Origin of the sequence: Natrinema sp. HArc-T2, from assembly GCF_041821085.1 — an archaeon.
GTDB lineage: Archaea > Halobacteriota > Halobacteria > Halobacteriales > Natrialbaceae > Natrinema.
The window spans coordinates 564687-579131 of sequence record NZ_JBGUAZ010000002.1; the positions used below are offsets into that span (position 1 = coordinate 564687).

At 64.3% G+C, this 14445-nt stretch carries 16 protein-coding genes; 13 read left to right on the forward strand and 3 right to left on the reverse strand.

All coding sequences use genetic code 11. The features are described from left to right. Positions 1 to 20: 20 nt before the first annotated feature. A complete protein-coding gene (gene lipA, locus ACERI1_RS07310) occupies positions 21 to 1004 on the reverse strand; it encodes a lipoyl synthase (protein WP_373617424.1) in 984 nt (327 codons plus the stop codon). 208 nt (positions 1005 to 1212) lie between these two features. On the opposite strand from lipA, the gene ACERI1_RS07315 reads away from it, so the two are divergent. From ACERI1_RS07315 to ACERI1_RS07325, 3 genes are all read left to right on the forward strand, one after another. Further along, positions 1213 to 1728, forward strand: coding sequence for a PH domain-containing protein (locus ACERI1_RS07315; protein ID WP_373617425.1), 516 nt, complete (start codon positions 1213 to 1215; stop codon positions 1726 to 1728). 74 nt (positions 1729 to 1802) lie between these two features. Further along, positions 1803 to 2402 carry a hypothetical protein gene (locus tag ACERI1_RS07320; RefSeq protein ID WP_373617426.1) on the forward strand — a complete coding sequence of 200 codons (600 nt, stop codon included), beginning with the start codon at positions 1803 to 1805 and terminating at the stop codon, positions 2400 to 2402. A gap of 50 nt (positions 2403 to 2452) precedes the next feature. Beyond that, on the forward strand, positions 2453 to 4804 hold the full coding sequence (locus tag ACERI1_RS07325) for a DEAD/DEAH box helicase (protein ID WP_373617427.1): 2352 nt from the start codon (positions 2453 to 2455) through the stop codon (positions 4802 to 4804). A 705-nt stretch (positions 4805 to 5509) separates the two neighbouring features. On the opposite strand, the gene ACERI1_RS07330 is transcribed toward ACERI1_RS07325, so the two are convergent. Next, a complete protein-coding gene (locus tag ACERI1_RS07330) occupies positions 5510 to 6160 on the reverse strand; it encodes an HAD family hydrolase (RefSeq protein ID WP_373617428.1) in 651 nt (216 codons plus the stop codon). A 54-nt stretch (positions 6161 to 6214) separates the two neighbouring features. Further along, complete coding sequence (locus ACERI1_RS07335; RefSeq protein WP_373617429.1) at positions 6215 to 6811, reverse strand: DJ-1/PfpI family protein; 597 nt, start codon at positions 6809 to 6811, stop codon at positions 6215 to 6217. 366 nt (positions 6812 to 7177) lie between these two features. Here ACERI1_RS07335 and ACERI1_RS07340 point away from each other — a divergent pair, with 366 nt between their 5' ends. The 10 genes from ACERI1_RS07340 (at position 7178) to endA (ending at position 14401) form a co-directional block, all read left to right on the forward strand. Continuing rightward, the gene (locus ACERI1_RS07340; protein ID WP_373617430.1) at positions 7178 to 7723 is read left to right on the forward strand and encodes a hypothetical protein; all 546 of its coding nucleotides are present in this window, start codon (positions 7178 to 7180) and stop codon (positions 7721 to 7723) included. A gap of 10 nt (positions 7724 to 7733) precedes the next feature. Then, complete coding sequence (locus ACERI1_RS07345) at positions 7734 to 8105, forward strand: hypothetical protein (RefSeq protein WP_373617431.1); 372 nt, start codon at positions 7734 to 7736, stop codon at positions 8103 to 8105. 229 nt (positions 8106 to 8334) lie between these two features. After that, positions 8335 to 9063, forward strand: a complete 729-nt coding sequence (locus ACERI1_RS07350) for a DUF4382 domain-containing protein (RefSeq protein ID WP_373617432.1) — start codon at positions 8335 to 8337, stop codon at positions 9061 to 9063. A gap of 88 nt (positions 9064 to 9151) precedes the next feature. After that, positions 9152 to 9502, forward strand: a complete 351-nt coding sequence (locus tag ACERI1_RS07355; protein ID WP_373617433.1) for a hypothetical protein — start codon at positions 9152 to 9154, stop codon at positions 9500 to 9502. A gap of 104 nt (positions 9503 to 9606) precedes the next feature. Next, the gene (locus ACERI1_RS07360) at positions 9607 to 9852 is read left to right on the forward strand and encodes a hypothetical protein (RefSeq protein ID WP_373617434.1); all 246 of its coding nucleotides are present in this window, start codon (positions 9607 to 9609) and stop codon (positions 9850 to 9852) included. 115 nt (positions 9853 to 9967) lie between these two features. Next, complete coding sequence (locus tag ACERI1_RS07365; protein WP_373617435.1) at positions 9968 to 11098, forward strand: hypothetical protein; 1131 nt, start codon at positions 9968 to 9970, stop codon at positions 11096 to 11098. Positions 11099 to 11261: 163 nt separating this feature from the next. Beyond that, the gene (locus ACERI1_RS07370) at positions 11262 to 11948 is read left to right on the forward strand and encodes a hypothetical protein (protein ID WP_373617436.1); all 687 of its coding nucleotides are present in this window, start codon (positions 11262 to 11264) and stop codon (positions 11946 to 11948) included. A gap of 150 nt (positions 11949 to 12098) precedes the next feature. After that, positions 12099 to 12329 carry an Lrp/AsnC family transcriptional regulator gene (locus tag ACERI1_RS07375; RefSeq protein WP_373617437.1) on the forward strand — a complete coding sequence of 77 codons (231 nt, stop codon included), beginning with the start codon at positions 12099 to 12101 and terminating at the stop codon, positions 12327 to 12329. 46 nt (positions 12330 to 12375) lie between these two features. Next, positions 12376 to 13152 carry a DUF91 domain-containing protein gene (locus tag ACERI1_RS07380; RefSeq protein WP_373617501.1) on the forward strand — a complete coding sequence of 259 codons (777 nt, stop codon included), beginning with the start codon at positions 12376 to 12378 and terminating at the stop codon, positions 13150 to 13152. Positions 13153 to 13333: 181 nt separating this feature from the next. Next, positions 13334 to 14401, forward strand: coding sequence for a tRNA-intron lyase (gene endA, locus ACERI1_RS07385; RefSeq protein WP_373617438.1), 1068 nt, complete (start codon positions 13334 to 13336; stop codon positions 14399 to 14401). Positions 14402 to 14445 lie beyond the last annotated feature (44 nt).

The following is a 14445-nucleotide window of genomic DNA, read 5'->3' on the forward strand; positions in this document are numbered from 1 at the left end:
CGAACCAGCGTTCGATCCAACTACGTCTCGGTCTGCTGTGGCTGCGTCCGGCGTGCGTCGGCTCGCGCCTCCGCGACGCTTTTGCCCTCACGCAAGATGGCGTCGACGAACAGTTCGCCGGCCTTGTACGACGACCGCACCATCGGACCGCTCGCACAGTAGAGAAAGCCTAACTCCTCTTCGGCGACGCGCCGCCACGTCTCGTACTTGTCCGGGTGGTCGTAGCGTTGGACCTCGAGGTGGTTTCGCGAGGGCCGCAGGTACTGGCCGAGCGTGACGATGTCGACGCCGCGCTCGCGCAGGTCCGCAAGCGTCTGGTAAACCTCGTGATCGTACTCGCCGTGGCCGAGCATGATCGAGGTCTTGGTGTAAATGTCGGACTCTCGTTCGACTTGCTCGAGCACCGAGAGGCTCTGTTCGTAGCCCGCACGCCGGTCGCGGACGGGAAACTGCAGCCGTTCGACGGTTTCGACGTTGTGGGCGATCACGTCGGGCTCGGCGTCGATGATCTTCCGGACGAGGTGGTCTTCGCCCTGGAAGTCGGGGATAAGCACTTCCACGAGGATGCCGGGATGGCGGGCTTTGATCTCGCGGATCGTCTCCGCGAAGTGGCCCGCGCCCTGATCGGGGAGGTCGTCACGGTCGACGCTGGTCAGCACGACATAGTCCAGGCCGATCTCGGCGATGGCGCTCGCGACGTTTCCAGGTTCGTCGGGGTCGAGTGGCTCCATCCCGCCGGTCTGAACGTCACAGAAGTTGCAGCCTCGAGAGCAGCGATCGCCCATCAGCATGAACGTCGCCGTCCCACCGCGGTCCTGATTGCCGGCGCCGTCCGCGTCGCCGGCTTTGGTGCGTCCGGACCAACACTCGCCCAGGTTCGGACAGTTGGCCTCCTCGCAGACGGTGTGGAGTCCGTGGTCCCGAAGCGTCTCCCGAATGCCGGCGAACTCCCGTCCCGATGGCGGACGGCTCTTCAGCCAGTCAGGTTTGCGCGCGCGGCTCATAGTGTGTCATGGGACCGCGCGGTGAAAAACCGTGTCGGTCGTCTCGAGTTAGTAGCCGACTGTGCCGGCAGGTGACGCGGTCGGTCGCCAACTGATGATGGCGATGGATCGATCTAGTGCGCCAAATCGGCTGAACCTCTCCGTCAGAGCCGTTACGCACTCCATTCTGCCGGCAGCTTTACGGACGGCGATGGACTACTCCGTTCCGATGGCTTTCGGCTCGACACCCGACTGGTTTCACATCAGCGAGGACGAGGATATCGTCTGGGAGAGTCGGCCCCACCCGATCACGATGGGGGCCAGACTGCCGGTCGGGATCGGACTCGCGCTTGCGGGCCTGGTCGTCGCAGGCTGGAGCGTAATCGACGGCGGCACCCTCGTGGCGCTTCTCGGTCTCGGCCTGCTCGCCGTCGGCGTGGTCGTTGCGGTCGCCCGCTATCTCGTCTGGACGAACACCCGCTACGTCATCACCTCCTCGGAACTCTACAAGAAACGCGGTATCGTCTCGAGAGACGTCACCCAGTTTCGCCTCGAGCGCGTCCAGAACACCAGCCTCAGTCAGAGTGGGCTCGGTCGCCTGCTCGGCTACGGCGATCTGACGGTCTACACCGCCGGCTCCGGCGAGCCGGAGCTGACCTTCGAACGTGTCCCGCAGCCGGAGGTGGCGAGTAGCCGCCTCAGCGACCGGCTCGAGGTCGTCGCGACCGACGAATCGGCGCTCTGATCGGCGAGCGTCGGAACCGACCGCTCGAAAAACCACAAAACCCATTAGCCGACTCGGCTTCGAGAGTCGGTACGATGCCCTCCCAATCAGTCCCCGCCGAAGAGCCACCGGTCTCGCGTCGCTCGAGCGTTGCAGCGAGTGCGGGACTCGGCGTCTTCGCCGCCGTGATCGGCTATCTCCTGACGTACCTGCTGGTCGCCAGTGAGGTCCGCGAGGCCGTCGGCGACACCGTCGCCGAGTGGAAAGCCGTCGCCTGGTTCTTCTACGAGGCGCACCTGATCGACATCGAGGTCAGCGGTCAGATCGGCTCGTTCGCCGGGATGAGTACCCTCGATCTCATCGCCCAATCGGACGCTGCGGGCGCGACCCTGTTGTACGTGGTGCCGCCGCTCGTGTTGCTCGCGACCGGTGCGATGCTGGCCGTCCGGTGGAACGTGACCGATCTCGGCGAGGCCGTCGTCGCCGGCGCGCCGGTGGCGATCGGCTATGCCGTGGTCATGGGCCTCGGAGCTGTCGTCACTGAATCCACCACCGAAGCGTCCGCGCTCGGCATCGAAGCGAGTAGTTCGATCGCACCGGCGCTCCTGCCAGCGATCGTCCTCGGCGGCGTGTTGTATCCGCTGGTGTTCGCGACTGCCGGGGCCGCGATCGCCGCTGCCGTCGCCACGCGATAGGTTGGACGCGAAGGAAACGCCTTTGATAGACCGCCACCCGTTTCTGCCTGATGGAGGTCGCCGAAGTTCTCCCGGGGTTCGCCGATGCGTTCGCGTTCGAGGAGTTCAACCGGATGCAACGCGAGGCACTGCCCGCATTACTCGAGTCCGACGAGAATGTGGTCGCGAGCGCGCCGACGGCGTCGGGAAAGACGGCGCTCGCGGAGTTGGCGATCTGTAAGGCGCTCGCCGACGGCGGCACGGCGCTGTTTATCGCCCCGATGCGAGCCCTGACGAACGAGAAAGAAGACGACTGGGATCGATTCGAGGACCTGGATTACTCGGTGTACGTCGTCACCGGCGAGCGCGACCTGAATCCTCGTCGCGCGCGTCGGGCTGATATTCTCGTGATGACCCCCGAAAAGCTCGACTCGGCGACCCGGAAACACGACTCCCGACGGTACGACTTTGTCACCGATGTCGACGTCTGCGTGATCGACGAGGTCCACCTGCTGGATGCGGATCGCCGGGGCTCCGTGCTCGAGGTAACGATCTCCCGGCTGCGCCGGCTCTGTGAGCCCCGAATCGTCGCGCTCTCGGCGACGATGCCCAACGTCGGCGATGTCGCGGCGTGGCTCGACGCGCCCGAGGAGTGTACATTCGAGTTCGGCGAGGAGTACCGCCCTGTCAACCTCAATGCTGGCGTCAAGACCTACACGCACGGCGAGAACTCTTTCGCGGACAAGTACCGCCGCCTCTACCGGGCGCTCGATCTCGCGGAACCGCACCTCCGGGAGGACGGGCAATCGCTCGTGTTCGTCTCCTCCCGCCAGGACACCGTCCAGGCCGCAAAGAAGGCCAGAGACGAGATCGCCGAACGCGACATCCCGATGGGTGCACGCGGTGACTACGACTTTCATACCGAATCGAAAGCCCTCGAGAACGACACCCTTCGAAATTCCGTACTCGACGGTGTGGCTTTCCACCACGCCGGCCTCTCGAAGAACGACCGCGACCTCGTCGAGGAGTGGTTCAAGGCGGGTCACGTCGAACTCCTCTTTTCGACCTCGACGCTGGCCTGGGGGGTCAACCTGCCCGCGCGTTGCGTCGTGATCCGCGATACGAAACTGCACGACCCCCTCGAGGGCGAGATCGACATGAGCTCCCTCGACGTGCTCCAGATGCTCGGGCGCGCGGGGCGTCCGGGCTACGACGACATCGGCTACGGCTGGGTGGTCTGCGATACGGCGGAGGCCGACAAGTACCGCCGACTGCTCCGCGATGGCAAAGAGATCGAGTCCCGGCTGGCCGAGAGCTTAGCGACCCACCTCAACGCCGAGATCGCGATGGGCACGATCACGGATCTCGAGGACGTGATGGACTGGCTCGAGACGACCTTCTACTACGTCCGCGGGCAGTCCAAACCCGACGACTACGACTTCCCGAATCTGCGTGAGCGGGTTCGGGACTGTCTCGAGGGGCTGGTCGACCGTGGCTTCGTCGAGACCGGCGAGGACCTCTCGATCGAGGCGACGCCGCTTGGCGTGCTCACGTCGAAGTACTATCTCCGGCTCGATACGGCGGCTCATTTCGCTGATCTCTGCGACCGGGCCGAATCGGACGGGCTCGCAGCCGGCGACATCCTCGAGACGATCGCAACCGCTGAAGAATTCGACTCCGTCTCGGCCCGCCAGGACGAACGCGACGCGATCAACGCGGTGCTGGTCGGCGAGGAGACCGGCGACCTCGAGGCAGGCCAACGGAAGGTGCTCGCGATCCTCCGAGGTGCAGCCAGTGGCTCGACGCCCGCAGAACTGCGCAGCGACGCCTGGGTTATCCGACAAAACGCCACGCGGCTCGTCTCGGCGCTCGAGGCGTTTCTCGATCGCTTCGTCGGCCCCCACGCCGCCAACCTCGCGCGGCGAGTCGAGGCCCGCATCGAGAACGGCGTCGCTGAGGACGCGGTCGGACTCACTGCCATCGACGGCGTCGGCCCGGGTCGCGCGAGCAAGTTAGCGACAGAGGGGCTGTCGACCCCCGGCGACGTGGTCGACGCGGGCGTCGCGGGCCTCGTCGACGCGGGTCTCACGGAGGGCGTCGCCGAGGGCGTCTACGAGGGAGCACAGTCGCTGCCCGCGATCGACCTCGAGTGGGGGCAGTTCCCCGATGCCATCGCGACCGGCGAGAACGAGGTTTGCGAGGTCACGGTCCGCAACGTCGGCGAGCCCGCCCGCGCCGGCATTCGCGTGACCGTCAATGGGGTCGAGATGACGAGCACGAACACCTACTTGCGCGACACGGAAACCGTCCCGGTGGGCGTCTTCGGTGCCGACGCAGACGAACTCGAGTTCACCGTCAGCGTCGCCTTCCCCGAGGAGCCGCTGGTGCCGGTCGAAGCGACCCGGACGGTCGAGGTCCGGTAGCGACGACCCCTGACGGCGGCTCCGTTACTGCTTCGTAGAAGTCTTCGCATAACTCCAGTGTCGCAATCTGATGAACGGTACGTTCAGGTCAAATACACACCTCTCAAAACCCGCTCAGTCAGTATCGTCTCTCGAATGGTTATTCTGCCACGTGGGTGTGACAAGCAGCGGTACGAATCGGACACTCCGCAGTATGCGTCACGAATGACGGGCGATCGTTGCGGATCTCGGCTACAACACCCAGACAGTCTTCATAGTCTGAGGTCGTGAGGCGATTCCAGTTCCCATCCATCTGTCGGACCATCACCGTCACGGGTGCATCCGGCCAGACGCAATCGAGTGTCACCATGTTTGGGTCCGTCAGAATCTCATGGGTTTCCAGATATGCGACTTCATCAGTATCTTCCCGGTCTATTCTAACGTCCACCGTGACAGGCTCTCTACGTGGATTTGTCAAATCCAGCCTCTGCAACGTTGCGTATGTCTCTCCACCAAAAGATAGACAGCCTGCCGTGGCACCCATGCCACCGCTCGAGGCAAGCGCAAGAAACCGGCGTCTCTTCATATCACTTCTAAGATATTGACTAATAAATATATTCTGCGATCGATGGATTCGATCTATTCAGAGATCTACTTATCAGTCAATCCAGTCCAGAGTGCCGTGTAATCTCCCCTGTAGAACGAACGCTGGGATTCCGTTTACTGCTACGTGGTCAACTCGAGCACCCGCTCGCGAAGTTCCGCGGGCGAACCGACGATCACGTCCGCAGCAGAGCGATCGATATCGCCGTGGGCGTCGATCCGGTAGGCGACGACGGTCATGGCTGCTCGCGCGGCCGCCTCGATCCCGTTTGCCGAGTCCTCGACGGCGACGCAGTCGGCGGCGGGAACGCCGAGTTCGCCCGCGGCGTACTCGAAGACGTCCGGTTCGGGCTTGCTCGCGGCGTCGATGTCGTCGGCACTGATGACACGGTCGAACGAGTCCTCGAGGGCGAATCGCTCGAGGACCATGCCGATCCAGTTGTGGGGTGACGACGAGACGAGCGCCGTCGGCACGCCGCGAGCGTCCAGCTCGGCGAGCAACTCGGGCAGGCCATCGAGGAGGGTGGCGCGCTCGGTGTAGATCTCCTCGGCAGCCGCATTGAAGCGCTGGATAAACTCCTCGCGGGAGATGGCAGTCCCGTATTCGGACTCGAGGTAGTCGTAGATCTCGCGGAAATTCATGCCACTCGTCTCGGCGACGGCGACGTTCGCGTCGGGGACAGCGGCCGGCAGGATCTCCTCGCGCTGGAAGTCGACCCAGAAGTCTTCGCTGTTGACGACGACGCCATCCATATCGAACAGCACAGCAGTCATGTACGCCGGGGTAGTCGACCGGCCCGTATAGCCGTTTGGCACGCAGCAGTGTGGTTATCGGACGACCTCGCCGTGTCGTTCGTGTTCCATCTCCGTCTCGACCGCTGTCGCGATCTCTGCGCCGAATTCGCGCTCGAGCACCCACAGCGCCAGATCGATCCCCGCGGTAACGCCGCCGGCGGTGAGGACGTCCCCGTCGTCGACGACGCGCGCGTCGACCACGTCCGCGACGTGGGCCTCGAGGTCGTCGACGGCGACCTGATGAGTCGTCGCCGGCCGTCCCTCGAGGAGACTGGCTTCGGCCAGCACCATCGCGCCGGTACAGACCGAGGCGACAGTTGCGCCAGCGGTAGCGCAGTCGTCGACCGCCGCCGGCAGGACACCGTCCTCGATAACTGCGTGAACGCCGCGGTCGGCAGTCGTCCAGCCCCCGCCGGGGACGAGCAACAGATCCGGATCACCGAGCGTCCCATCCGGTTCGACCCGAAGGTCGTGACTCGCCGTTACGAGATCCGTCTCTGCGAGCGTGACCAGTCGCGTCTCGAGGGATGCACCGGCCTGGGAACCGTTCTGAAACACTTCGTAGGGACCGATCGCGTCGAGTTCGTCGAAGCCGTCGAACAGCACGATTTCGGCGGTCAGGTCGACCATACCCCATCGTCGACGGTACTGGAGAAAGCCGTTGTGTCCACGCTGGCTCCAGTACCAACTGCACGTCAGTGTCTCCTCGATCGCACGACGGCGACGCGATTGATGTGGAAACCGTTTCGGTCGGTACGATAGTGATGCGAGGCGGGTCCGCGAGTCGGCCCGCGATAGCGCGTGCCGCGTCGATTCGCTCGGCGGCGTCGCCACGTCCTGGCTCACTGGGTGTCCCGGTGACGCTCCTGTCCGATCCGCGTTGAACGGGCCACAAACCGACGAAAACGTCGGTTAAATGGCTTCAAACTCCCGAAAAGCGTGTTCACGACGATCCCCCTTCAAGTCGGTCCGGCCACCGAGCATCGGTTGCAAGCTATGAAACGAACGACGCTCATCGCTGCTGTGTTCGCAGTACTGATCATGGCGACCGGGTTCGCCGTCGCGGCACCCGGAAACGCACCCGTCGACGTTGACACGGGTGCGGATAGTACCGACGACCACGCGGAGAGCGAACCACAGCACGCGACCGACCACGACGATCGACGCGAAAACGCTGCTACCGAACGCAACGGGAACGGTGCCGCTGCCGACGAGCACAACGGGAACGGCGCCGCCGACGAACGCAACGGTCAGGGACCGAACGTCGATCTCCCAGCTCAGGTTCCCGACCACGTCTCCACGATCCACGACCGGATTTCGTCGTTCCTGAGCGGTGACCTCGAGACCTCACTCGGCGACGCGATCAGCGAGGTGACGCCGGATGACGAGAACGCAGACGAGAGCGACGAGGCGGGCGACGCCAGCGAAGACGAGACTGACGACGAGCAGACCGACGACGAGCAGACTGCCGATGAACAGACCAACGACAAGCAGACCGACGACGAACAGACCGAGTCGGACGACACGCAGTCCGATGCCTAACTGACACGCCATGCCAACACCAGCGCCGCCGTCGCTTGGCATCGAAGACCGGCTGCTGGCGTTCGCCGTGAGCCTGCTGGTCGGCGGTGTGGCCCTCCACGTCGGCACCCACGTCGTCGCGGACGCTCGAGACTACGCCCACGCGGTGCTGACCGCGCTGCTCGGCGCGGTCGTCTGGGCCGTCCTCGAGCCGGTGCCACTGCTCGGCGGGCTGCTGGCGCTGCTCGCGTGGGTCGCGATCGTCAGGTGGCGCTACCGGCTCGGCTGGCTGCGGTCCGCCGGGGTCGGTGTCGTTGCCTGGACGGCTGCCGTCGTCGTGATTGCGGCCCTCGAGTTGGTCGGCATCGGCTCGGTCTCGGCACTCGGCGTGCCGGGTGCCTGAATTGCGTCCCCGCTGACGCTTCCCTCCACGACACCATTTCTGTCGCCGTATCTGTCCCAACGTGTGACTTCGACCGATCCGTTTTCGAAGCCGCAACTGGTCGGCAGTTGCTCGATCCGTAGCACACTCAATGCAGGGGGTTTCGACGGAACAAACGGAATCAACGGTCGGAAAATCGGAGTAACTGTCTTCTGGGTATATCTATCGACAGTGGTTGTCTCCAGTCGCAATGAATCCAATCGATGCCGTCGGACGACGCGACTATCTCAAGCTAACGAGCGGCGTTGCCGCTGCCAGTACCGTCGGGCTCAGTGGCTGTCTCGGAGGGAACGGTGGCGACGAGGCCGAAACAGGGACGCTCGGCACGAAGGTTACTGACCAGCCCGGTGATATCGCCGATTTCGACTCCTGCGTGGTGACGATTCAGGGAATCTGGGTCAAACCATACACCGAGGAGGAGAGTACCGACGAAGACGAGAGTGCTGGAGACGAAGCGAACAGTACCGACAACGACAGTGACGACGAAGGCGAGACGGACGTCGACGAGAGCGAAGGCAGAGAGTACCACGAATTCGACGAGCCACAGGAGGCAGACCTCGTCGACCTGCAGGGCGACAACACGCAGCTGATCGACGAGCGTGAACTGACTGCCCAGGAGTACGAGTTCCTCCAGCTCGATGTCTCCGACGTTGCAGGCAAGCTGAAAGGGGGCGGCGACGCGGAGGTATCAACGCCCGGAAACGCGCCGTTGCAGTTCACCGAGCGCTTTGAGATTCGACCGGACCAGCGGACCACCTTCGTCGGTGACTTCACACCCGTTCGCCGGGGACAGCAGGATAGTTATCTCCTGCAGCCGGTCGCCCAGGGAACGCGAGTCGTCTACGAGGACGAGGAGGACGAGGCCAACGAGACCACCGAAACCAGCAACGATACCAACGGGTCCGAGAACGATGCATGATCACCGTCTCTCTCCGGACGAGCGCACGTCAGGATCGACTCGGCAGCGATACCAGAGCTATATCCGCTCTAACGGAGAATAGGTAACGATGGTACCACTCATCGGCCCGCTCGTCGCATTCCTCGTTGCCCTCCTCGTCGGTGGGCTGGCGATCTTCGTCAGCGCGAGGATCGTCGTCGACGTCGACGACTATTCACACGCGCTCGTCACGGCCCTCCTCGGTGCGATCGCGTGGGCGATCACGTCGTGGGTTCCGCTGCTTGGCCCGATACTGGCACTGATCGCCTGGATCTGGGTCATCAACTGGCGGTACCCCGGCGGCTGGGGGACGGCCGCGGCTATCGGGCTCGTCGCCTGGCTCGCCGCACTCGTCATCCTGTTCGTACTCAACGCCATCTTCCGGCTCGGCGTCGGCGCGTTCGGCGTCCCCGGAATGTAGCGGTTTCCGGACGCTGAAACCGCTCGATATTCGGCACAAACCGGCTCAAACCGGAGTCACGAACTGACCAGTTGATTGTGGTGACCGTCCGTCGTCCGATCGTGATGCAACGACGAACGCTACTCACGATCGCGATCGGACTCACACTCCTCGTCGGTTCGATAGGTACCGTGACGGCACAGCCAGCCGATGGCCCGCCGGACGACCTGCCAGAACCGGTCCCGGAGTTCGTCTCCGAGATCCTCGAGACGATATCTGACTTCGTTAGCGGGACGCTCGAGTCACTCGGCGAGGCCGTTCGAACACTCACTCCCGGCGGTGACGCGGTCGAGCCGAACGGTGATGGATAGTGAATTAAAATTGACTGGTTTCATACCAAATTTGGCGTATGGGGCCGAAAAAGTACGAGAAATCCGGTTCTACGACTTTCGTATGCTTTAAGCGATGTGGCAAGTACCGACTCGTATGAACGGTCGCGTCGGCGTGACGGTCGTGGTCGTCGCGGTACTCCTCACCGGAGCGGGGCCGGTTACCGCCGCTACAGGAGCGACGGATTCCGCACAGGCCCGCTCGAGTCCGTTTGCACTCCAGCAGGACGGGATCGACGCGGACGAGGTCCAGATGGATGTCGCGCTCCAGCCGAACGGTACTGCCGAATGGACCCTCGAGTTCTGGGTCCGACTGGACGACAACGAGAGCACGACGGCGTTCGATTCGTTGCAGGACGACATCCGGGACGATCCGGAGAATTACACCCAGACCTTCGCTGCGCGGATGAACGAGACAGTCGCCACGGCGAGCAACGCTACGGGCCGTGAGATGTCCGCTGACGGGTTCGCCGTCGAGACCGAGCGCCAGTCGTTCGCCCGCGAGTACGGCGTCGTCAGGTACACGCTCCGCTGGCACGGGTTCGCCGCCGTCGAGGGCAACGAACTCCGGGCGGGCGACGCTATCGAGGGGATCTACCTGGACGAGGGCACGCGATTGCTGGTCACGTGGCCCGAGAGCTACGAGCGAACGTCGGTCACGCCCGATCCAGACGACGACCGCGAGCACGCGGTGATCTGGCGGGGCGGCGAGACCGACTTCGTCTCTGGAGAGCCTCGTATCGTTGTCACTGCTGGGGGCAGCGGACTCAGTACGACGACGATCGCGGGCGTCGCGGTTGCCGCAGTCGGACTCGGTGCTGTCGGCGCGTGGTGGTACCGCAACCGAACGTCGACGGTGGGCCCGCCAGCAGACGGAGATGGGGAGCCGGATCGTACATCCGATCCCGGGTCCAGCCCGGAAACGGCGACGGCGTCAGCAGAGGCGACCGACGAATCGGCGGGGCCGAGTGCGACCAGCACACCCGATATGGAACTGCTGAGTAACGAAGAGCAGGTCCACCGACTCGTCAGGGACAACGGCGGTCGGATGAAACAGCAGGCGGTCGTCGAGGAACTCGGCTGGACCGACGCGAAAACCAGCAAGGTGGTCAGTGGCTTGCGCGAGGAGGGAGAACTCGAGTCGTTCCGTCTCGGTCGCGAGAACGTACTCTCGTTGCCCGACGCGGACGACCCCATGGCGGAACTTGACAGTGACAGCGCAGAATGACACGAACACGCTACGCGAACCGACCGACGAGCACGCCACGGCCACGCTCGTCGAAATCGACGGACAGCATCGGGTCGAAAACGGCGTTGAACGACGTTAATTGTCGTTGAACCCACGTCATCGTCTCGAGTGTATATCACTACGCGAATACGACCAACGAGCAATGAACCGAACCACCGCGATCACACTGACAGCGATCCTCGCCGTTGCGATGGTCGCAGTTCCCATCGCTGCGGCAGGTATCGTCTCGAGTGGGACTGTACAGGACACTTCCGACGGGGACGACGGGAACGCATCGATCAAGCCCGGCGAACAGTTCAGCGCCGCCGTCGGCGTTCAGAACGCCGAACTCGACGGCGAGGTCTCGGAGCGAGCGCTCGGCGCGAAGATCGCGGCTGCCGAGACGGACGAGACGAGAGCAGCCGTCGTCGCAGAGGGATTCACCGAGAGCCAGACCCGCCTCGAGGAACTCGAGACCAGACTCGAGCGGTTGAACGAGTCCCGTGAGGCCGGCGAGATCAGCGAGGGCCGCTATCGCGCCGAAGTCGCGACGACCGTCGCCGAGTTGCGAACTGTCGAACGACGGCTAGCAGTCGTCGAGACGACGGCAGCTGAGCTTCCCGCCGAGGCCCTCGACGACCGCGTCGACGTCGAATCGATTCGAGCGCTTCGCGACCGAGCGGGCGAACTCGGCGGTCCCGAGACCGCGTCGATCGCGCGCTCGATCGCCGGTGATGACGTCGGCCAGTCGGTCAGCGACGACCGAGCGCCGCGTGGACCGTCCCAGCGGGATGCCAACGAACGCCCGGACGGCCAGATCGGGACTGCCGATCCGTCGGGCGAGGACTGATACGGTCTGTTGTCACGATGTACGGTGCACCCGTAGGGCGGTCGCGGCCCCACCGGCACTGACTGACAGGAGTCCGTACGATACCACCGGTCGTCCCGCGAGCGCGACTGCACTCGTGTTTTTTGGTTCCTGAGCCCGTACTTCGGTGGGATGGTCGACGCGTATGCGATGCTCGATACCGCGGCTGGAACCGCCGACGACGTCTGTCAGTCACTGCACGATACAGAGGGTATCGTCGAGGTCCACGCCATCGCGGGCGACTTCGACGTTATCGTCGAGTTGACGGGCGATGACCCCCGCGATCTCCTCGAGACGGTCACCGACACGATTCGACCGCTCGAGGGCGTCGGGACGACGCGAACGTATGTCTGTATCGACTGAGACTGTCGTCCGCGGGTTTACATACGAAGCCGCGGCCAGACCGTCCATGATCGACGATGCGATCCGCGTTCTCGCGGGTGACTGTACCGTTATCGCCGAAAACGACGACCGCCAGGAGTACCGCGGCCGGGTGACGACGATCGTCAAACCCGACAACACCGTTCTCGTCCACGACATTGACGGCTACCAGCCTGTCGCGTGGCTGACCCGCGCCGACAGCGTCTCGAGCGATCGCCGCGACGGCTTCACGCTCGTCGCGAAAAAGGACACCCAGACGCTGCGGATCGCTGCCCACGACCAGGACGGCTTTGCCCACTACCCGTCGTCGGCAGCCGGCACACCCGTCGGGACGTGTCCCGACTGTGGCGGTACACTCGTGCGCTCGAGCGGGGTCCACTGTGTGGGCTGTGGCGACCGGTACGGCGTGCCAGCCGACGCGACGATCCGCGACGACCAGTGTGATTGTGACTGTGGGCTCCCGAAGATGCGCGTCGAGCGCGGCCTGGCCTTTAACGTCTGTCTCGACCGGAGTTGTGAATCCCTCGACGCGGCAGTCACGGAAGCGTTCGACCGCGAGTGGTCGTGTCCGGAACCGGGTTGTGACGGTGACCTCCGGATCCTCCGGCGTGGCGGTCTCATCGCTGGCTGTGAGCACTATCCGGACTGTGACACCGGCTTTGCCGTTCCCGCCGGCGTCGTCGACGGCGAGTGTGGCTGTGGGCTGCCCACCTTCGAGACCACGAGCGGTATTCGGTGTCTCGATGCGACCTGTGAGCGTGCGCTCGAGGGGACGGTCGCGACCGAGCCCGCGGCTGACGACTGATCACCAGCCGATACCGGATCAGCTACCGCGCGATAACCGCGCGACCAGCCGCCGCTGCGGTGGGTGGGACTGAAAGGGGCTTTCGAGGTAGTTGCATTTGGCGATCCAACCCAAATCGGATCACGACTGACGAACGGGAATCGATCCGCAGCCCCTTAGTCGCGGCTGCCCAACACCCGCTATGACACTCGAGGGGCGGTTCGAGGACGGCGTCGTCCGCGTCGGCGGCGACGCACGTCAGCGGTATCACGATTCGCGGGGGTATGGCTATCCACTCGAGGGCAACGAGATCGCTCTCGCACCCGTCGAGGCGGCCCACCTGCTGTATCGGGGCGACCTCGAGGCGGTGGTCGCCGAGAGCGGCGAGCGACTCTCCTTTCGGGAGTTCGTCGCACGTGAGCCCGGTGAGAACTTCGACGTGCGGTTTCTGGTCTATGCGGATCTGCGCTCGCGTGGGTTTTACCTCTCGCCGGCCACCGAACCGTGGGTGCCGAACCCGCCCGGCGGCGCGACCGACTTCGCGGTCTTCCCGCGTGGGAAAGGCCCTCGCGACGGCGAGATCGAATACGCCCTGCGAGTCATCGGCGAGCGAACCGACGTTCCCGCCAGCGAACTTCAGGCGGGCGTGCTGGCGGTCGTCGACGAAGAAAGCGAGATCACCTACTTCGAGGTCGACCGTCGCGATCCAACCGGGACCTCCGGCACCGACGCCGCGTTTCCCGACAATTGTGAAGCCGACTTGCTTGCTGACCGGGTCGTCGTCTGGGAGCCACCACTCGACCTCTACGAGCGGACGTTCTACGGCCAGCCGCTCGAGGGTCGGGAGTACGACGAGCCGACGCTGCAGTGTTCGCTGCTCGAGGCAGCCTACCTCGCCGAACGTGGGGCCATCGACCTCGAGCCGGCGACGGTCCGCGAGCGGGGTCGTGAGGTCGAGGGTGAGCGGTTTGACCGACGGCTGACCGTCTACACGGCCCTGCGTGAGCGCGGTGTCGTCCCCAAGACGGGCTACAAGTTCGGTGCAGACTTCCGGACCTACGCCGACGTGGAGTCGGTCGAAAACCTGGGTCACTCCGAGTTGCTCGTACGGGTGCATCCAGCCGACTACGTCTTCGAGCCCCGCGATCTGGCACTGGACGTGCGGCTTGCCCACGGCGTCCGGAAGACGATGGTGTTCGCGCTGGTCGGTGACAATGTCGATGACAGCGACGGCATCGAGTGGTGGTCGCTCGAGCGATTGACACCATAGGCCGGTCGCTGATACGGACGCTGTCAGTCAGTGCCGGTGGGATC

Bases quoted from the DNA above. Each gene is read 5' to 3' on its own strand.
- lipA (WP_373617424.1), bottom strand. From the start codon at position 1,004: ATGAGCCGCGCGCGCAAACCTGACTGGCTGAAGAGCCGTCCGCCATCG.
- ACERI1_RS07315 (WP_373617425.1), top strand. From the start codon at position 1,213: ATGGCTTTCGGCTCGACACCCGACTGGTTTCACATCAGCGAGGACGAG.
- ACERI1_RS07320 (WP_373617426.1), top strand. From the start codon at position 1,803: ATGCCCTCCCAATCAGTCCCCGCCGAAGAGCCACCGGTCTCGCGTCGC.
- ACERI1_RS07325 (WP_373617427.1), top strand. From the start codon at position 2,453: ATGGAGGTCGCCGAAGTTCTCCCGGGGTTCGCCGATGCGTTCGCGTTC.
- ACERI1_RS07330 (WP_373617428.1), bottom strand. From the start codon at position 6,160: ATGACTGCTGTGCTGTTCGATATGGATGGCGTCGTCGTCAACAGCGAA.
- ACERI1_RS07335 (WP_373617429.1), bottom strand. From the start codon at position 6,811: ATGGTCGACCTGACCGCCGAAATCGTGCTGTTCGACGGCTTCGACGAA.
- ACERI1_RS07340 (WP_373617430.1), top strand. From the start codon at position 7,178: ATGAAACGAACGACGCTCATCGCTGCTGTGTTCGCAGTACTGATCATG.
- ACERI1_RS07345 (WP_373617431.1), top strand. From the start codon at position 7,734: ATGCCAACACCAGCGCCGCCGTCGCTTGGCATCGAAGACCGGCTGCTG.
- ACERI1_RS07350 (WP_373617432.1), top strand. From the start codon at position 8,335: ATGAATCCAATCGATGCCGTCGGACGACGCGACTATCTCAAGCTAACG.
- ACERI1_RS07355 (WP_373617433.1), top strand. From the start codon at position 9,152: ATGGTACCACTCATCGGCCCGCTCGTCGCATTCCTCGTTGCCCTCCTC.
- ACERI1_RS07360 (WP_373617434.1), top strand. From the start codon at position 9,607: ATGCAACGACGAACGCTACTCACGATCGCGATCGGACTCACACTCCTC.
- ACERI1_RS07365 (WP_373617435.1), top strand. From the start codon at position 9,968: ATGAACGGTCGCGTCGGCGTGACGGTCGTGGTCGTCGCGGTACTCCTC.
- ACERI1_RS07370 (WP_373617436.1), top strand. From the start codon at position 11,262: ATGAACCGAACCACCGCGATCACACTGACAGCGATCCTCGCCGTTGCG.
- ACERI1_RS07375 (WP_373617437.1), top strand. From the start codon at position 12,099: ATGGTCGACGCGTATGCGATGCTCGATACCGCGGCTGGAACCGCCGAC.
- ACERI1_RS07380 (WP_373617501.1), top strand. From the start codon at position 12,376: ATGATCGACGATGCGATCCGCGTTCTCGCGGGTGACTGTACCGTTATC.
- endA (WP_373617438.1), top strand. From the start codon at position 13,334: ATGACACTCGAGGGGCGGTTCGAGGACGGCGTCGTCCGCGTCGGCGGC.